Source organism: Janthinobacterium sp. 1L-D-8-B-C4, from assembly GCF_057291295.1.
Genome location: NZ_JBXAVX010000001.1, coordinates 207,387 through 224,201, shown reverse-complemented (window position 1 = coordinate 224,201; position 16,815 = coordinate 207,387). Strand labels below are relative to the sequence as shown.

Here is a 16,815-nt window from a genome sequence, read left to right as displayed (position 1 = left end):
TCGCCTTGACCACAGCCTGATCCAACAACGTTCAACTAATCCTTGCGGCGCGGGCGCGCCCATGGCGATAATGAAGACCGATCCTCTCTGCCTGCCTTCATGAGCGACTGCGCCATCCGCTACCACAACGTGCATAAACAGTTGAAAGGCAACCCTGTGCTGCGCGGCGTCGACCTGCTGCTGCTGCCCGGTGAACTGTTCGGCCTGGCTGGCGTCAACGGTGCCGGCAAGACCACCTTGCTGCATTGCCTGTTCGATTTCTGCACGCTTGATGCTGGCGAGATCAGCATCTTCGGCCAGCCCTACCGCCACAGCGCCGCGCGCGCGCCGCTGTCGTTCCTGCCCGAGCGTTTCCAGGCGCCGTATTACCTCTCCGGGCGCGATTTTTTGCGCTACCTGCTGGGCTTGCAGCAAGTGCCATGGGACGAAGCTGCGGCCAGGCAGGCGGCCGAGGCGCTGGAACTGGCGCCGGAAGCCTTGCTGCGCCAGGCGCGCGATTACTCCAAGGGCATGATGCAAAAGCTGGGGCTGCTAGCTTGTTTGCTGTCAGGCAAGCAGCAACTGGTGCTCGACGAACCGATGAGCGGGCTGGACCCGAAGGCGCGCGCGCTGTTCAAGCAGGCGCTGCGCCAGTTGCGCGCACAGGGACGCGGCGTATTTCTTACCTCGCATGCGCTGGCCGACATCGACGAGCTGTGCGACCGCATGGCGATTTTGCACAAGGGCCGGATGGTGTTTGTCGGCACGCCGGCGCAATGCCGCAAGCAGCACGGCGGCGGCCCGCAAGCGAGCCTGGAGCAGGCTTTCCTCAATTGCATCAACGCATGAAGCAGCACGCAATGATTTATTTGATAACTGACTTGACGTGGCGACAAGTGACTTTATTTTTCCAACTGGCCAGCAACTGCTGGCGGCCCGGTGGCTTTTAGAGGATCATGACGGGTAAAATTGCAAAAGCACAACATGACCTCACGGGCGACCGCTGCATGAACAAACACCCTCTCCCTGTGCTCGCTTCCTGCGTCACCACCGCCTGCTGCGCCCTGCTTGCCGGCTGCGCTGCGCCACAACTGCCGCTATCGGCTTCGCATGTCGATGCAGCGCCGCGCGTGGCCGGGGCGATACCCGAACCGGTACGGCAAAGCGCCGCCATGGCCGCGCCGACGGCCACGCCCAGGGTCGAGACCTACAGCGTCACCGTGCACAAAGTGCCGGTGCAATCCTTGCTGTTCGCGCTGGCGCGCGATGCCGGCATGGATGTCGATATCCACCCCGACATTGCCGGCAATGTTACCCTCAACGCCTTGAACCAGACCTTGCCACAACTGCTGGCTCGCATCGGCAACCAGGTGGACATGCGCTATGAAATCGACGGCAAGAATTTGCTGGTGATGCCGGACGCACCCGTGTGGCGCAATTACAAGGTCGATTATGTGAACATGGCGCGCAGCACCAACAGCAGCGTCAATATCGCCACGCAGATTTCCACCGCCGGCGGCGGCGCAAGCAGCAGCGCCAGCAACAGCGGCAACATGACAGGCAACCAAGGCAGTGGCGGCAATGGCAACAACAACTCCACCACCCTGGTGGTGAACCGCTCGGAAAACAATTTCTGGTACAGCCTGGAAAAAAATATCCGCGACCTGCTGCGCGAGAGCACGCTCAACGACCCGCTGGTCGACCCGCTGGCGCAGCTGAACCAGCAACTGGCGACGCTGCAGGGGCAAGCACAGGGGCAAGGCCAGCAGGGCAACCAGAATCAGGGCGGCACCCCTGCAGCGCTTCCTTATGGCGGCCAGAACGCGGCGCCGGCCGGCCAGTACGGCACGCAGATGCCGCAAGTGCCGCAAAACCAGGCGCCCAATGCGAACCCCAATGGCAATAACAACGCGGCGCAGCTGGACGCAAACGGTTTGCCATTGCTGAAACTGGCCAACAAAGGCGCTTCGTCGTCGGTGGTGGTCAATACCGAAGCTGGCCTGATCGCCGTGCGCGCCAGCGGGCGCCAGCACGAAAAGATCCGCGAATTCCTCGACCTGGTCACCAGCAGCGCCAAGCGCCAGGTGCTGATCGAAGCCACCATCATGGAAGTGCGCCTGAACCGCGAATACCAGCAGGGCATCAACTGGTCGCGCCTGACGGGCAGCCTGCGCCTGAACCAGGGCCAGGTCGGCAACCTGGCCCTGCCCAGCGCCGTCACGCCGGGCGCCACGCCAGGCATCTTCGTGCTGAACTATCTGAAGGACAGTTTTTCCACCACCATCCAGCTGCTCGAATCGTTCGGCAAGGTAAAAGTGCTGTCCAGCCCCAAGATCAGCGTGCTGAACAACCAGACGGCGATGCTGAAAGTGGTCGACAACAACGTCTTCTTTACCATCAAGGTCACGCCGGCCGTGATCAGCTCGACCGGCACCATCACCACGCCGGCTACCTATGAATCGAAACTGGAAACGGTGCCGGTCGGCTTCGTGATGAGCGTGACGCCGCAAATTTCCGACAGCGACGTCGTCACCCTCAATGTGCGGCCCACCATCACGCGCATCGTCGGCTATGTGCAGGACCCGAACCCGGCGCTGGCGACGGCCAATGTGCAAAGCCGGGTGCCGGTGATACAGGCGCGCGAACTCGAATCGATCATGAAGGTCGACAGCGGCCAGATCGCCGTGATGGGCGGCCTGATGCAGGACTCCGTCGACAACACCAGGGATGGCGTGCCGGGCCTGTCGAGCCTGCCGCTGGTCGGCAATCTGTTCACCTACCGCAATGAAGCCAGCACCAAGACGGAACTGGTGATCTTCATGCGCCCGGTGGTGGTCAAGGACGCCAGCATCGAAGGTGATTTCCGCGACTACCGCTACCTGCTGCCGGGGCAAGCGCCGCTGAACAGCCAGCCTTACACGGAAGCGCCGGTGGCAGGAGTGCAAGGAGAAAACCCATGAGCTTGCTGATGCAGGCGCTCAAGAAAGCCGAGCGCGCAAAACAGAACAGCCTGCACGAAGAGGAGCTGGACAAGCCATCCGAGGCCTACGACCAGGTGCTGGAACTGGCGCCGTTTGACGCTCCCCTGGTACCGCCGGCACCGATGCCGCCAGTGCCGGAATTTACTTCAGGGCTGAGCCTGGAACCGTTGAACGGCGCGCCGGCGCCCACCGCCGCGCCTGAACCCCAGGCCGAAACGCCGCGTGAAACGCCAAAGCCCAAGCCCCGCCCTGCCCCGGCACCACCGCCACCATCATCTGGCGCCAGCCGCAGGCGCACGCCACCGCGCGCGCCAGTCAGTGTCGATCCGGCCACCGTGCGCCTGGCAGTACTGCTGGGCATCTTGCTGCTGGTGGTGTGCGCCATGGCGTACTGGTACTGGCGCGCCAGCAGCAGCCCCGGCGTGGGCGCCAGCCTGCCGGGCGTGCCGATGCCGCTGACCGACGCGCCAGGCACGGCCGGCACGGCCGGGCCGCTGGTGATCGTGCCGTCCGCCGGCGGCGCGCAGGCACAGGAACAGTTCAACGAAGCGTTGCCGGAATCTGGCCGCGAAGAGCGGCAAGCCGCCAGCGCGGCCGAACAGCAGGCGATGATACAGTCGGCCGTGCAGCAGGCGGTGGCGGCGCAGCTGGCGCAGATGCCGCCACCTGCCCCGCCCGCGCTGCCGCCGGTAGCCGCGCCCTACAACCAGCAGATCCAGGTGGTGCGCAACGACACGGCGGCGCAGATCAATCCCGGCGTCCAGCAAGGCTACCAGGCGCTGGCCGGCGGCCAGCTGGGCGCTGCCCGCCAGCAATACGAAGCCGTGCTGCAGCAGGACCCGGCCAACCGCGACGCCCTGCTGGGCCTGGCGGTCGTGGCCCAGCAGGCCAACCAGGGTGCGCAGGCAGCCGCATTGTATCTGCGCTTGCTGGAAATGCATCCGGACGATGGCGTGGCGCTGGCTGGCCTGATCGGCCTGCGCCAGGGCGACCTGGTGCAGAGCGAATCGCGCCTGAAAGCCATGCTCGAACGCACGCCCGAAAGCGGCCCCGTTCTGTTCGCCTTGGGCAATGTGTACGCCCAGCAGCGGCGCTGGCCCGAAGCGCAGCAGCAATTTTTCCGCGCCTACAGCGCCGTGCCCGGCAATGCCGACTATGCGTTCAACCTGGCCGTTGGCCTGGACCGGCTGAACCAGCCAAGGCTGGCTGCAACTTATTACCAGCGCGCCTTGACCCTGGCGCAGACGACCCCGTCGGCGTTTGATCGCGCTGCGGCGCAGCAACGGCTGGCTGAACTGGGCGGGCCGGCAAGTGCGGGCAGCATGATCATCAAGGAATAATCGCTTCATGCCAGAACAGACCAAACTTCCGCTGGGTAAATTGCTGATCAAGAAAGGCGTGATCAGCGAAGACCAGCTGCGCATCGCGCTGATCGAGCAAAAACGCAGCAACGAGCCGCTGGGCAAACTCCTGATCACGCTTGGTTTCGTGACGGAAGCCACCGTGCGCATGGCGCTCAGTGAAAACCTGAAGCAGGAAAGCGCCGACCTGTCGAGCCTGGTGGTCGATGCAGTTGCCCTGAAACTGATCCCCAAGGAAGTGGCCAAGCGCTATCGCGTGTTTCCCATCGTCTATGAACGGCAAACCGACAACCTGATACTGGCGATGGCCGACACCAGCAATATCGTCGCGCTCGACCAGATCAGCGCCATGCTGGTCAAGGGCATCACGATTTCCACCGTGCTGGTCAACGAATCGGACATTTCGCGCGCGATCGACCAGTACTACGGTTTCGAGCTGTCGATCGACGGCATTTTGCATGAGATCGAAACGGGCGAAGTCAATTACCAGAGCATGGCCTCGCCGTCGGACGAATACAGCCAGCCGATGGTGCGCCTGATCGATGCGCTGCTGGCCGACGCGGTGCAGAACGGCGCATCCGACATCCATTTCGAGCCGGAGCAGTCGTTCCTGCGCATCCGCTACCGCATCGACGGCATCCTGCGCCAGATTCGCAGCCTGCACAAATCGTACTGGCCGGCCATGGCGGTGCGCCTGAAGGTGATTTCAAACATGAATATCGCCGAAGCGCGCGCGCCGCAGGACGGCCGCATCACGATCCGTTTTTCGGGCCGGCAAATCGATTTCCGTGCTTCGGCGCAACCGACCACGCATGGCGAAAACTTCGTGCTGCGCGTGCTGGACCGGCAAAAAGGCATTGTCCCGCTCGATGCGCTGGGCCTGGCCGAGCGCGAGCTGAATCTGTTGAAACTGATGATCGCCCGGCCCGATGGCGTGATCCTGGTCACCGGCCCGACCGGCAGCGGCAAGACCACCACCCTGTATTCGATCATCAACCATATCAATACGGAAAGCGTCAATATCATGACGCTGGAAGACCCGGTCGAGTATCCGATGAACATGATACGCCAGACCTCGGTCAACGAATCGGTAAAGCTGGGCTTTGCCGACGGCATCCGCTCGATGATGCGGCAGGACCCCGACATTATCCTGGTCGGTGAAATCCGCGACCGCGAAACGGCCGAGATGGCGTTTGCGGCCGCCATGACGGGCCACCAGGTGTATTCGACCCTGCACACCAATTCTGCCATCGGTTCGCTGCCGCGCCTGCTCGACATCGGCATCCGGCCCGACATTATGGCCGGCAATATCATCGGCATTATCGCCCAGCGCCTGGTGCGCAAACTGTGCGTGCATTGCAAGGAAACCGTGGTTGCCGACGATGTCGAGCGGCGCTTGCTGGGCCTGCAGCCGGAAGATCCGCCGGCCAGTCTCTGCCACGCGGTGGGCTGCGAGCGCTGCGCCCACCAGGGCTACAAGGGCCGCCTGGCCATTATGGAATTGCTGAAAATGACACCCGAACTGGACGAGCTGACGTCGCGCCGCGCCAGCTTGCGCGAACTGAAAAGCACGGCGCGCGCAGGCGGCTTTCATACACTGGTCGACGATGGCCTGCGCCGCGTGCGCGACGGCACCACCACCCTCGAAGAAGTGGCGCGCGTGGTCGACCTGACGGACAGGCTGGGCTGATGGCGCAATATGTCTACCGCGCCATGGATGCCGCTGGCGCATTGATTCCCGGCAGCATGGAAGCGGCCAATGTGCCCGACCTGGAAGCGCGCCTGCACCGCATGCAGCTGGACCTGATCGACTGCAAGCTGACCGGCCAGCATCTGGTGCTGTTCGGCAAGCGCGTGATCCAGCGGCGCGACCTGATCAACTTCTGCTTCCATATGGAGCAGCTGACGGGCGCGGGCGTGCCCATCCTCGACGGCTTGAGCGACTTGCGGGAAAGTACCGATCACCCGCGTCTGCGCGAAGTGGTGACCGACCTGATCGAAAGCATCGAAGGCGGCTTGCCGCTGTCCGGTGCGCTGGCCCAGCACGACGACATTTTCGACGCCACGTTTACCAGCCTGATCCTGGCGGGCGAACAGAGCGGCAGGATCGCCGAGGTGTTCAAGAACCTGTCGGAAAGCCTGAAATGGCAGGATGAACTCGCTTCGCAGACGCGCAAGATCATCATGTATCCGGTGTTGGTCGCCATCGTGGTGGCCGCCGTCACGTTTTTCCTGATGATCTACCTGGTGCCGCAACTGACCGCGTTTATCCGCAATATGGGGGGCGAATTGCCGCTGCATACGCGCGCGCTGATTTTCGTGTCAACTATCTTTATCGATTACTGGGCCGTACTGCTGGCCTTGCCGCTGCTGGGCGTTTTCGGCGTGCGCGTTTGGCTCAAGCGCAGCGAGACGGCGCGCTACCTGTTCGACGGCCTCAAGCTGCGACTGTGGCTGGTCGGGCCCGTGCTGCATAAAATCATCCTGGCCCGCTTCGCCACTTTTTTTGCGCTGATGTATGCCTCGGGCATCACCATCCTCGAATGCATCCGCTTGTCCGAAGGCATCGCCGGCAACCGCGTGGTGGCGGCCGGCCTGCGCCGCGCCGCCCAGCTGATCGCCGAAGGTCATGGCGTGACCAGCGCCTTCCAGCACACGGGCATCTTTCCGCCGCTGGTGATCCGCATGCTGAAAGTCGGCGAAGCGACCGGTTCGCTCGATACGGCCTTGCGCAACGTCAGCTATTTCTATAACCGCGAAGTGAAGGAACTGATTGAAAAAGTGCAAGCGATGATAGAGCCGGCCATGACGGTGATCCTGGGCCTGCTGCTGGGCTGGATCATGCTCTCCGTGCTGGGGCCGATCTACGACACGATCAGTACCATCAAAACTTGAGGCCGTAGTGTTCCGCAAACAATTGTTTTACATAACCAGCGACCATCTGTGCGCCTACGACTGGCGGCATGGCGAACTGGGCGCGGGCCAGGCCTTTGACGCCAGCGCGGCAGGGCTGGACGCATTTTCCGCCTGGCTGGAAGACCCAGCCGAGCAACGCCTGGACGTGCCCGCCTGTCTGCTGGTCGACCTGATCGAGGAAGACTTCCAGCGCCAGCTTCTGCCCCATGTGCGCGGCAAGGCCGGCCGCGCCCTGCTGGCAAGGCGCCTGGGGCAGCTGTACCGCGACACGCCATACCGGGGCAGCGCCGTGCTGGGCCGTGACCCGGACGGCCGCCATGATGACCAGATGCTGTTCTTTGCGCTGACCAATCCTTCCTTGCTGCAAGCGTGGACCGACCTGCTGGAACAGCTGCAAATACCGGTGGCCGGCCTGTATTCGGCCAGCCTGCTCAGTATCGCGCTGGTCAGGCAACTGGCGCTGACGCACCAGCACCTGCTGCTGGTCACGCAGCAGTCGGGCGGCCTGCGGCAAAGCTATTATGAAGGCGGCCAACTGCGCTTTTCGCGCCAGACCGTGGCCATCGCGCTTGACGGCGTGGCTGTCAATATTGCGCTGGAAACGGAAAAAACCCGGCAATTCCTGACCAGCACGCGCATGCTCGAACGAGGCGACCTGCTCAACACCGTGATCCTGGCGCCGCAAGAGCAGATCGCCAAACTCGAATTGCTGTGCGATAACGGCGTGGAAGTGGCGTTCCACTTTATCGACATGCAGTTTGCCAGCGCAAGGGTGGGCCTGCAGCGCACGCCGGAACTGGCCGACTCTTTGCTGCTGACCTTGCTGGCAAAACATCCGCCAGCCAGCCATTACCCGCCCGGCGCGCTATCCCGCTACTACCGCTACCAGCGCGCGCGCAAGGCGCTGTATGGCGCCAGCGCGCTGATCGGCGCCTCGGCCCTGCTGTGGTGCGGCGCCATGCTGCTGGGCGGCCTGGACAATGAAGCCGGCCTGGCGCAATTGCAGCAGGAAACCGCGTCCTGGCAGCAGCGCTATCGCAACGTGATGGCCAGCCTGCCGCCGGCGCCGGCGAAAACCCGCAACATGAAGGCCGCCGTGACCTTGGAACACATGATCGCCACCCAGGCGCCCGAGCCGGGCCGCCTGCTGGCCATGCTGAGCGCCGCACTCGACCAGGCGCCGCAAGTCAGGCTGGCCCAGCTGCACTGGAACGCCGGCCCGCCACCACCGCGTGGCAGCGGTGCGCAGCCGCCGCCGCAAAACCAGGCCAGCCAGAGAAAAGGCCAGGTGCCGAGCAGCGTTGACGCCGGCATCCCTGCCGCGCCACCGCAAGCCTTGCGGCTGGAGCTTGATGTCGGCATGCCGGGCAATGATTATCGTGGCGCATTGTCTGCCATCACGGCGTTTGCGCAAGCGCTGGCACGCCATCCGCGCCTGGTGGTGGCGATCGAAGAGGCGCCGCTGGACTTGCGGCCCAGCGCCAGCCTGGCCGGCAAGAGCGAGTCGCCGGCGCAAGACACGCAAGCCCGTTTTACCGTGCTGCTGGTGTGGCAGCCATGAGTGCATCCATGAAACCGCCATTTACACCCGGCATGAAAAAGCCGGCCACCAACACGCGCGCTTTGCCGGCGTGGCTGGGCGAACTGCATCTGATACGGCGCGCCCTGCTGTGCTGCGTGGCCACCGTGCTGCTCAGTTTGTTCGCCCTGCACCTGGCGGGCGGCTACCACGGGCGGCAAGCCCAGCGGCTGGACCTGGCGCAAAAGGAACGCCGCGCCGCCGCCGCCCGCTTCAACCAGGTGGAAACGGAAAAACTGGAAATCCGCACCTTTGCGCCGCGTTTCCTGGCCGTGCAACGGCGCGGCCTGATCGGCGAGGAAAACCGCCTGGCCTGGATCGATGCGATACGGCTGAGCCAGCAGCAGCGCCATCTGCTGCCGCTCAGCTATGAGATCAGCGCCCGGCAGGTACTCAAGGTGCCTCTGCCTTTGAGCATGGGCCAATACCAGTTGCGTGGCAGTAAAATGCAACTCCACATGGATTTGCTGCACGAAATGGATTTGCTGAACTTTTTTGACGACCTGCGCCAGTCCGGCTACTTTGCCGTGCAGGATTGCGCGCTCAAGCGCAGCGGCGCCGCTGTCAACGGCGCTCAAAACGCCAGCCTGAGCGCCGATTGCAGCCTGCTGTGGCTGACCTTGGGCGAAAGCCCGCTTGCCGCGCCGGGGCTGCCATGAAGCGCGCCTGGCTCATCCTCTGCTGCGCCATGGCAACGCTTGCCGAAGCGCAGCCGCCCCAGCTGGGACGGCTGTTTTCCTCACCCGAAGAACGCGCCCAGCTGGACGCCAGCCGCAGCGGCGCGCCGCCGGACAGGGCAACACAGGTGCAAGTTGCGCCACCACCACCCGCACCGCCAATGGAACTCAATGGCCTGGTCCAGCGCAGCAGCGGCCGCTCGACCGTCTGGTTGAACCAGACGCCGCAGCAGGAGCCGCACAACCAGGTCTCCAATGCCGGCCAGCTGACCTTGCGCCTGAGTAATGGCCAGGTGGTGCTGCTGAAACCGGGCCAGCAATACGATCCGGCCAGCGGCACCGTAATGGAAGCGCGGCCATGATGCGCAGGAGCACACTCAAAACGCAGCGCGGTGCCGCCCTGCTGTTGCTGGTGGCAGTGCTGGGCCTGGGCGCGGCCTCGCTGTTGATGAACGCCTTCAACCGCAATGGCGCAGAAAGCGGGCGCCAGCAGCGCAGCCTCGCCATCCTGGCGCAGGCGCGCGAGGCCTTGATCGGCTTTGCAGCCACCAATGGCCGCTTGCCGCGTCCGGCCAATTCGGCCATCGATGGCCGCGAGCGGCCGGCCGAGTGCGCCAGCGACGCCGACTGCAGCGGCTTTTTGCCATGGGTGGCGCTGGGCGTGCCGGGACTCGATGCCTGGGGCAAGGTATTGCGCTACAGCGTCACGCCGGAAATGTCGCGCGCGCCGATCGCGTCGGTTTCCGCCGTGGCCAACCGGGTGATTCTGCAGCGCAAGGCGAACGGTGGCCTGGCGTATGTGGCGGGCCAGGAAGAATGCAATGTCAGCATGCAATGCCTGCCCGCCGTGGTTTTTTCGCAAGGAAAAGAAGGTTATGGTACGGCGGCCAGCGGAACCCGGCTGGCGCCCACCTTGCGCGGCAATCTCGACGAGGCAGCCAATGACGCTGCCAGTACCGCCTTTGTGACGGGAAACAGTGTCGACGACCTGCTGGCCTGGATCCCCTTGCCGGCGCTGTACCAACGCATGCGCGCGGCGCGGACACTGCCATGAGGCATTACTCTCCGCAAAGCTGCCAGGCCGGCTTCAGCCTGATTGAAGTCGCCATCGTGCTGGTCATCGTCGGCCTGATGATAGGCGGCCTGGTCACGCCGTTGACGGTGCAATTCGAACAGCGCAAGGTGTTTGATACACAAAAGGCGCTCGATGAGGCAAAAGAGGCGCTGACCGGTTTCGCCTTGCTGCACGGCTACCTGCCCTGCCCGGCGGTATCGAGTGTGAATGGGCTGGAAGACCGGCGCGGCGCGCGCTGCAATGGCGAAAAACGGGTCGGCATCCTGCCCTGGGCCACCCTGGGCTTGCGCAAGAGCGACAGCTGGAACAATCTGTTTCGCTACAGCGTGACGCCGGCCTTCAGCGACAGCGAGCAGCTGTTTGCCTTGAACACGCCGCGCGATATCAGCATCGTCACGCGCAATGGCGGCGCGCTGGTGCAGGCCACCGCCCTGAACGATATCCCTGCGATGATCATGTCGCATGGCAAAAACGGCGTTGGCGCCATCAGCGAGCAAGGCCAGCGCCAGGCTGGCGAGCAGGGCAATAATGTCGACGAGCGCAGCAATGCAATCAGCAGCAACATCTTCATCAGCCGCGCCGCCAGCGAGACCGGGCAGGCTGGCGGCAGCTATGACGATATCGTCGCCTGGGTCTCGCCCCATATCCTGTTCAACCGCATGGTGGCCGCGCAAAGGTTGCCACGCTGATGTGGCGCCCTGGCCTGATCATCGCGCGCTACACCTTGCTCGAAGCGCTGCTTGGCCGCCTGCCCTGGCTGTTCGTGCTGGCCAGCGGCGCCGCGCTGGCGCTGGCCGGTTTCCTGCAGCAGCTGGCGCTGACGGAAAGCAGCGCCGTGCAGGCGGCTATCCTGTCGGCCCTGCTGCGCCTGGTGGCGGTGTTTCTGCTGGTTGGCTTTGTCATCACCAGCCTGGCGCGCGAAGCGGCCGACAAGGGCCAGGAACTGTTGCTGGCGCTGCCGATGCCGCGCGCCGTGTATGTGCTGGGCAAGCTGGCCGGCTTTGGCGCGCTTGCCCTGCTGCCGGCGCTGCTGTTCGGCCTGCTGACCGCCGTGTGGGCGGCGCCCGCGCAAAGCGCGCTGTGGGCCGTCTCGCTGCTGGGTGAACTGTGGATCATGGCCGCCTTCAGCCTGCTGTGCGCGCTGGGCTTGCCGCATTCGCTGCCGGCGCTGGCCGCCAGCGGCGGATTTTATGTGCTGGCGCGCAGCGTGGGCAGCCTGCAACTACTGGCGCATGGCACCACTACGCACGATGGCAGCCGGCAAGCCATTGCCTGGGCCATCGACACGCTGGCCCTGCTGCTGCCCAATCTCGACCACTTTACGCGTAGCGAATGGCTGCTGTACGCCACCGGCAACTGGCAGGCGCTGGGCCTGGTGGCCGCGCAGACGGTGATTTACGTCGGCCTGCTGGCCACTTGCGCGCTGTGCGACTTTTATCGCAAGAGTTTTTGATGCAGCAAAAACCGCTGTCATCCGTGCCGCGCACCTTATGGCTGGCGTTGCTTCTTGCCCTGCTGCTGCAACTGGGCTGGCAGCTGGCGCAGCGGTCCAGCCCACCGCTGGCCCGGCCCTTGTCGCCGCCGCCCTCCGCCGCCATGGCGCAATTGGCCAGCCTGGGCGAGCCGCTGGCGATGTCGAAAGCCATGCTGCTGCATCTGCAATCGTTCGAAGATCAAGCCGGCGTCAGTCTGCCCTGGCGCGCGCTCGATTACGACCGTTTGGCCGGTTGGCTGGACACGGCGCAAACGCTCGACCCGCGCAGCCGCTACGCGCTGGTGGCCGCCAGCGAAATCTATGCGGGGGTGGCCGACCCGGTGCGCGCGCGCCGCATGCTGCAGTTCGTCAGCGCCAGCTTTGCGCTGGACCCGGCGCGCCGCTGGCCGGCCATGGCGCAGGCAACATTGGTCGCCAAGCACCAGCTGCACGACCTGCCGCTGGCCTTGACGCTGGCGCGCCAGTTGCGCCTGCAAGCCACCGGCCCTGACGTGCCGGCCTGGGTGCGGCAGATGGAAGCCTTTATTCTGGAAGACATGGACCAGTCAGACAGCGCGCAGATTATCTTGGGCGGCCTGATCGCCAGCGGGCAGATCACCGACCCGCATGAACTGGCCTTTATGGCGCGCAAACTCGACGAGATTGCAGCAAAAAAGAAACACGCGATTCCCGGCAACACGCATTTACAGTAAACTTCACCACCAGCCGCCCGCACCTCAACGGGTGGCGCAACGACAAGGATCACCCATGCCATCACGCCGCCAGCAAGGCTTCACGCTCGTAGAAATCGCCATCGTCCTGGTCATTATCGGCCTGCTGCTGGGCGGCGTCTTGAAAGGCCAGGGTCTGATCGACAGCGCCAAGGTGAAAAACATCATCCAGCAGTCGAACTCGCTGACGGCCGCCGTCAACGCCTATCAGGACAAGTTCCGCGCCCTGCCCGGCGACGACCTGCAAGGCACCCTGCACGTACCGAATTCGGCCGGCAATGGCAATGGCGACGGCCAGATCGGCGACGGCCAGCCGCGCGAATTCACGCTGGCGCCCCAGCACCTGGCGCTGGGCGGCTTTATTACCGGCTCGTTCAACGGCACCAGCCAGTTCATGACCAGCGCCCAGGGCGGCGCCGTCTACCTGTATAACGACGAAGTGGCCGGCCGCGCCGGCAACGGCATCCGCTTCGACAACCTGCCCGAAGGCTACGCCGAGCAGATCGACAGCAAGCTCGACGACGGGATTGCCACCACCGGTTCGGTGCGGGCGACCCAGCCTTACGGCAATACGGGGGCGATTATTCCGCGTACTGCTGTCTTCTTCTAATTTGCCTCAGGGATAGCAGCGGATCAAAAACTCCGCCACGCACACCGGCTTGGCGTCTCCTTCGCGCTCCATGGTCACTGCCCAGTTCACCTGGGCACCTTCCGGCAACGCATCCACCGACAGAATATCAAGCCGCGCGCGCAAGCGGCTGCCGACCGGCACCGGCGCGGGAAAGCGCACCTTGTTCAGGCCGTAGTTGATGGCCATGCTGATGCCGGCCATATGCAGCGCGTTTTGCAGCATGGCCGGCAGCAGCGACAGGGTCAGAAAGCCGTGCGCCACGGTGCAGCCGTACGGCGACTCGCGCGCGCAGCGTTCCGCATCGACATGGATCCACTGATGATCGTCGGTAGCATCGGCAAAGGTGTCGATGCGCTGCTGGGTAATGGAGATCCATTCGGAGATGGCCACATGCTGGCCGGCCAAGGCCTGGAAGCCGGCGATGCCGTCGATATCACGCATCGACCGCCTCGCCGGCCGGGCGGCGGCCGAACATGCCCATGCCTTCGACGGTGGTCACCACTTCGCCATGCTGGTTGCTGACGCACCAAATGGAAATGACGATGCCGCGGTCCGGCTTGGAGGTGGAGGCGCGCACTTCCTTGACCTGGTAGGTGAGATTGAGCGTGTCGCCGGCGCGCACCGGCTTGAGCCAGCGGATGCTGTCCAGGCCAGGCGAGCCCATGCTGGACGAATGTTTCAGCAGGTTGTCGACCACCAGCCGCATCATCATGCTGCAGGTATGCCAGCCGCTGGCGATCACGCCCTTGAAGATGGTCTGTGCGGCCGCGTCGTGGTCGACATGAAACGGCTGCGGGTCGAAGTCCGTGGCAAAGGCGATGATTTCGTCTTCGGACACATGGCGCTGGCCCAGGAAAATTTCCAGGCCGGCCGTGAAGTCTTCGAAATACCAGTGTTTTGTGGGACTCACAGTCATGCTGTCTCCGATGGCAAAAAGCCCGGCTGGGCGATAAAGCGCTCGACATGATGCTCGGCGTCGCCGAGGGTCAGGCCGATGATGGTCAGGCGCTTGAAGTGATGGGCAGCAGGCATTTCATTCGTCACGCCCATGCCTCCGTGCAATTGTACGGCTTGCTGGCCGACAAAGGTTGCCGCCTGCCCTACCCTGGCTTTGGCGGCCGAGACGATGCGGCGCCGTTCCACGGGCTCTGCGGTATCGACCCTGGCGGCCGCCAGCATGGCCATCGAGCGCGCCTGTTCCAGGTGGATGAACATGTCGGCCATGCGGTGCTGCAAGGCCTGGAACTTGCCGATCGGCGCGCCGAACTGCTGGCGCGTCTTCAGGTATTCCAGGGTGGCCGCAAAAATGGCGTCCATCGCGCCGACCGCTTCCGCGCACAAAAGCGTGGCGCCATAGTCAGCCGCCGCGTCGAGCAGCTCCCAGCCCTGGCCCGCCTGGCCGATCAGCGCATCGCTGCCCAGCACCACTTGCACCAGGGTCACGCTGGCGGCGCGCTGGCCGTCGATGGTGCGGTAGTCGCGCACGGTGACGCCGGGCGCATCAGAGGGCACCAGGAACAGCGAAATGCCATCCGTGCCACGCTGGTCGCCGCTACTGCGTGCCGACACGACCAGGTAGCCCGCCTGCGCGCCATGGATCACCACGGTTTTCGTGCCATCGAGCACAAAGCCGTCGCCGCTGCCGGTGGCGGTGGTGGCGATATCGTGCAGTTCGTGGCGCGACTGCGCTTCACCGAGCGCGCAAGCGAGCTTGACGCTGCCTTCGGCAACCTGCTGCAGCACATGGCCGTGGCTGCCCGCCAGCTTCAGAAATTGCGCGCCAAACATGGTGGCAAAATACGGCTCGACCACCAATGCGCGGCCCAGTTCCTGCATCACCAGCAGCATGTCGACAGCCGTGCCGTCAAAGCCGCCCTGCTCGCCCGGCAGCGGCAAGGCCGTCATGCCCAATTCCGTCAATGTCGCCCAGGCGGCGTCCGAGGTGCCGCTATCGGAGTGAATAATCGCCTGGCGCGCTTCGAAACGGTAATCCTTGTCGGCCCAGCGCCGCAGCGCATCGGCGAACTGCTGCTGTTCCTGGTTGAAAGTAAAGTCCATATCGTCTCCTTTTTGTCCTTACAGGCCCAGGATCATCTGCGTGATGATGTTTTTTTGAATTTCGTTCGAGCCGCCATAGATCGACGTCTTGCGGTAATTGAAATAGTAGGCGGCCAGCGGCGCGGCCAGATCGTCACCGCCAGCGCTGTGCTCCTGTTCGCCCTCGAGGAAAGCGGGATCGAACGGCAGCGCCTGCGGTCCCAGCGCCTCGACCATCAGTTCCGTCAGCTGCTGCTGGATTTCCGAACCGCGCACTTTCAGCATCGAGGCTTGCGGCCCCGGCTGCTTGCCTTCTTCGCTGATGACGCGCAGCACCGTCATTTCCAGCGCCATCAATTCGATCTCCACGCCGGCCACCCTGGCCGCAAAGGCCGGGTCGCGCAGCAGCGGCTCGCCCTTTTTCAGTTGCTGCATGGCCAGTTGCTTCAGGAACGCCAGCTCGCGCTTCGAACGGCCGACGGCGGCGATGCCCGTGCGTTCATGGCCCAGCAGATATTTGGCGTAAGTCCAGCCACGGTTTTCCTGGCCGACCAGGTTGGTTACCGGCACGCGCACATTGTCAAAGAACACTTCATTGATCTCGTGGTCTTCGTCAAGCATGATGATGGGGCGCACGGTAATGCCTGGCGTTTTCATGTCGATCAGCAGGAAGCTGATGCCTTCCTGCTTGCGCACGCTGCTGTCGGTGCGCACCAGGCAAAAGATCATGTCGGCGTGCTGGCCCAGGGTGGTCCAGGTTTTCTGGCCGTTGACTATATAGTCGTCGCCATCGCGCACGGCCGTGGTTTTCAGCGAGGCCAGGTCGGAGCCGGCGCCCGGCTCGGAATAACCCTGGCACCACCAGTCGTCGCAATTGAGGATGCGCGGCAAGTAATGGGCTTTTTGCGCTTCGGTGGCGAAGGCCATGATGACGGGCGCCACCATGTTGACGCCGAACGGCAGGATAGGCGGCGTGGCGGCGCGTGCGCATTCGTCTTCCCAGATATGGCGCTGCACGGCCGTCCAGCCGGTACCTCCATGTTCGACCGGCCAGTTGGGTGCGGCCCAGCCCTGCTGTGCAACGATCTTGTGCCAGCGCACATAATCTTCCTTGCTCAACCGCAAATGGCCGCGTACCTTGCGCTGCAGGTCCGCCGGCAGGTTGCTGTCGAGAAAGGCACGCACCGTGTCGCGAAACGCCGTCTCGTCGCTTGAATAATTCAAATCCATGTCTGTCTCCTCCTTGTTATGGGCAGCGTGGCGTTTGCGCGCAAGGCAAGCTCAGCGCACAAAAAAGCACGACCGTTCTCAAGGATTGTACAACAGAATAGGAGCGGCGCCAGCGGTTTTCAGGCCGCCGGCGCGAGCGGAAAA

Annotated in this window: 17 protein-coding genes; 13 read left to right on the top strand and 4 right to left on the bottom strand. The window is 63.9% G+C overall.

What is annotated here, in order from left to right:
• Positions 1 to 99 precede the first annotated feature (99 nt).
• The 13 genes from AC0Z42_RS01035 to AC0Z42_RS00975 all read left to right on the top strand — a co-directional run bounded on the left by AC0Z42_RS01035 (position 100) and on the right by AC0Z42_RS00975 (position 13,383).
• On the top strand, positions 100 to 828 hold the full coding sequence (locus AC0Z42_RS01035) for an ABC transporter ATP-binding protein (protein ID WP_485466368.1): 729 nt from the start codon (positions 100 to 102) through the stop codon (positions 826 to 828).
• A gap of 158 nt (positions 829 to 986) precedes the next feature.
• Positions 987 to 2,939: a type II secretion system protein GspD gene (locus AC0Z42_RS01030; protein WP_485466367.1), complete on the top strand. Its 1,953-nt coding sequence runs from the start codon at positions 987 to 989 to the stop codon at positions 2,937 to 2,939.
• A complete protein-coding gene (locus AC0Z42_RS01025; protein WP_485466366.1) occupies positions 2,936 to 4,300 on the top strand; it encodes a tetratricopeptide repeat protein in 1,365 nt (454 codons plus the stop codon). The genes AC0Z42_RS01030 and AC0Z42_RS01025 overlap by 4 nt, the downstream gene beginning before the upstream one ends.
• Before the next feature lie 7 nt (positions 4,301 to 4,307).
• Positions 4,308 to 6,011 carry a GspE/PulE family protein gene (locus AC0Z42_RS01020; RefSeq protein WP_485466365.1) on the top strand — a complete coding sequence of 568 codons (1,704 nt, stop codon included), beginning with the start codon at positions 4,308 to 4,310 and terminating at the stop codon, positions 6,009 to 6,011.
• Positions 6,011 to 7,216 carry a type II secretion system F family protein gene (locus tag AC0Z42_RS01015; RefSeq protein ID WP_485466364.1) on the top strand — a complete coding sequence of 402 codons (1,206 nt, stop codon included), beginning with the start codon at positions 6,011 to 6,013 and terminating at the stop codon, positions 7,214 to 7,216. The genes AC0Z42_RS01020 and AC0Z42_RS01015 overlap by 1 nt, the downstream gene beginning before the upstream one ends.
• Positions 7,217 to 7,238: 22 nt before the next feature.
• The gene (locus tag AC0Z42_RS01010) at positions 7,239 to 8,798 is read left to right on the top strand and encodes a hypothetical protein (protein WP_485466363.1); all 1,560 of its coding nucleotides are present in this window, start codon (positions 7,239 to 7,241) and stop codon (positions 8,796 to 8,798) included.
• 8 nt (positions 8,799 to 8,806) lie between these two features.
• Entirely contained in the window at positions 8,807 to 9,475 is a 669-nt protein-coding gene (locus tag AC0Z42_RS01005; RefSeq protein ID WP_485466362.1) for a hypothetical protein, read from the top strand.
• Positions 9,472 to 9,855, top strand: coding sequence for a hypothetical protein (locus tag AC0Z42_RS01000; protein WP_485466361.1), 384 nt, complete (start codon positions 9,472 to 9,474; stop codon positions 9,853 to 9,855). Before AC0Z42_RS01005 ends, AC0Z42_RS01000 begins: the two co-directional genes overlap by 4 nt.
• Positions 9,852 to 10,547, top strand: a complete 696-nt coding sequence (locus AC0Z42_RS00995) for a hypothetical protein (RefSeq protein WP_485466360.1) — start codon at positions 9,852 to 9,854, stop codon at positions 10,545 to 10,547. Before AC0Z42_RS01000 ends, AC0Z42_RS00995 begins: the two co-directional genes overlap by 4 nt.
• Positions 10,544 to 11,257 (top strand): prepilin-type N-terminal cleavage/methylation domain-containing protein, encoded by a 714-nt coding sequence (locus tag AC0Z42_RS00990; RefSeq protein ID WP_485466359.1) that lies wholly within the window; start codon positions 10,544 to 10,546, stop codon positions 11,255 to 11,257. The genes AC0Z42_RS00995 and AC0Z42_RS00990 overlap by 4 nt, the downstream gene beginning before the upstream one ends.
• A complete protein-coding gene (locus AC0Z42_RS00985; protein WP_485466358.1) occupies positions 11,257 to 12,021 on the top strand; it encodes an ABC transporter permease in 765 nt (254 codons plus the stop codon). Before AC0Z42_RS00990 ends, AC0Z42_RS00985 begins: the two co-directional genes overlap by 1 nt.
• Positions 12,021 to 12,755 carry a hypothetical protein gene (locus AC0Z42_RS00980; RefSeq protein WP_485466357.1) on the top strand — a complete coding sequence of 245 codons (735 nt, stop codon included), beginning with the start codon at positions 12,021 to 12,023 and terminating at the stop codon, positions 12,753 to 12,755. The genes AC0Z42_RS00985 and AC0Z42_RS00980 overlap by 1 nt, the downstream gene beginning before the upstream one ends.
• Positions 12,756 to 12,810: 55 nt before the next feature.
• Positions 12,811 to 13,383, top strand: a complete 573-nt coding sequence (locus tag AC0Z42_RS00975; protein WP_426078195.1) for a prepilin-type N-terminal cleavage/methylation domain-containing protein — start codon at positions 12,811 to 12,813, stop codon at positions 13,381 to 13,383.
• Positions 13,384 to 13,389: 6 nt separating this feature from the next.
• On the opposite strand, the gene AC0Z42_RS00970 is transcribed toward AC0Z42_RS00975, so the two are convergent.
• From AC0Z42_RS00970 to AC0Z42_RS00955, 4 genes are read right to left on the bottom strand one after another with little or no spacing between them, the layout of a single operon-like run.
• Complete coding sequence (locus AC0Z42_RS00970) at positions 13,390 to 13,845, bottom strand: MaoC family dehydratase (RefSeq protein WP_485466356.1); 456 nt, start codon at positions 13,843 to 13,845, stop codon at positions 13,390 to 13,392.
• Positions 13,838 to 14,320 carry a MaoC family dehydratase gene (locus AC0Z42_RS00965; RefSeq protein WP_485466355.1) on the bottom strand — a complete coding sequence of 161 codons (483 nt, stop codon included), beginning with the start codon at positions 14,318 to 14,320 and terminating at the stop codon, positions 13,838 to 13,840. Before AC0Z42_RS00965 ends, AC0Z42_RS00970 begins: the two co-directional genes overlap by 8 nt.
• Complete coding sequence (locus AC0Z42_RS00960) at positions 14,317 to 15,462, bottom strand: acyl-CoA dehydrogenase family protein (protein WP_485466354.1); 1,146 nt, start codon at positions 15,460 to 15,462, stop codon at positions 14,317 to 14,319. Before AC0Z42_RS00960 ends, AC0Z42_RS00965 begins: the two co-directional genes overlap by 4 nt.
• Positions 15,463 to 15,480: 18 nt before the next feature.
• Positions 15,481 to 16,671 (bottom strand): acyl-CoA dehydrogenase family protein, encoded by a 1,191-nt coding sequence (locus AC0Z42_RS00955; RefSeq protein ID WP_485466353.1) that lies wholly within the window; start codon positions 16,669 to 16,671, stop codon positions 15,481 to 15,483.
• Between the last annotated feature and the right edge of the window lie 144 nt (positions 16,672 to 16,815).

What these genes read in the sequence shown, in the direction of transcription:
- AC0Z42_RS01035 (WP_485466368.1), top strand. Translation starts at nt 100, where the DNA reads ATGAGCGACTGCGCCATCCGCTACCACAACGTGCATAAACAGTTGAAA.
- AC0Z42_RS01030 (WP_485466367.1), top strand. Translation starts at nt 987, where the DNA reads ATGAACAAACACCCTCTCCCTGTGCTCGCTTCCTGCGTCACCACCGCC.
- AC0Z42_RS01025 (WP_485466366.1), top strand. Translation starts at nt 2,936, where the DNA reads ATGAGCTTGCTGATGCAGGCGCTCAAGAAAGCCGAGCGCGCAAAACAG.
- AC0Z42_RS01020 (WP_485466365.1), top strand. Translation starts at nt 4,308, where the DNA reads ATGCCAGAACAGACCAAACTTCCGCTGGGTAAATTGCTGATCAAGAAA.
- AC0Z42_RS01015 (WP_485466364.1), top strand. Translation starts at nt 6,011, where the DNA reads ATGGCGCAATATGTCTACCGCGCCATGGATGCCGCTGGCGCATTGATT.
- AC0Z42_RS01005 (WP_485466362.1), top strand. Translation starts at nt 8,807, where the DNA reads ATGAAACCGCCATTTACACCCGGCATGAAAAAGCCGGCCACCAACACG.
- AC0Z42_RS01000 (WP_485466361.1), top strand. Translation starts at nt 9,472, where the DNA reads ATGAAGCGCGCCTGGCTCATCCTCTGCTGCGCCATGGCAACGCTTGCC.
- AC0Z42_RS00995 (WP_485466360.1), top strand. Translation starts at nt 9,852, where the DNA reads ATGATGCGCAGGAGCACACTCAAAACGCAGCGCGGTGCCGCCCTGCTG.
- AC0Z42_RS00990 (WP_485466359.1), top strand. Translation starts at nt 10,544, where the DNA reads ATGAGGCATTACTCTCCGCAAAGCTGCCAGGCCGGCTTCAGCCTGATT.
- AC0Z42_RS00985 (WP_485466358.1), top strand. Translation starts at nt 11,257, where the DNA reads ATGTGGCGCCCTGGCCTGATCATCGCGCGCTACACCTTGCTCGAAGCG.
- AC0Z42_RS00980 (WP_485466357.1), top strand. Translation starts at nt 12,021, where the DNA reads ATGCAGCAAAAACCGCTGTCATCCGTGCCGCGCACCTTATGGCTGGCG.
- AC0Z42_RS00975 (WP_426078195.1), top strand. Translation starts at nt 12,811, where the DNA reads ATGCCATCACGCCGCCAGCAAGGCTTCACGCTCGTAGAAATCGCCATC.
- AC0Z42_RS00970 (WP_485466356.1), bottom strand. Translation starts at nt 13,845, where the DNA reads ATGCGTGATATCGACGGCATCGCCGGCTTCCAGGCCTTGGCCGGCCAG.
- AC0Z42_RS00965 (WP_485466355.1), bottom strand. Translation starts at nt 14,320, where the DNA reads ATGACTGTGAGTCCCACAAAACACTGGTATTTCGAAGACTTCACGGCC.
- AC0Z42_RS00960 (WP_485466354.1), bottom strand. Translation starts at nt 15,462, where the DNA reads ATGGACTTTACTTTCAACCAGGAACAGCAGCAGTTCGCCGATGCGCTG.
- AC0Z42_RS00955 (WP_485466353.1), bottom strand. Translation starts at nt 16,671, where the DNA reads ATGGATTTGAATTATTCAAGCGACGAGACGGCGTTTCGCGACACGGTG.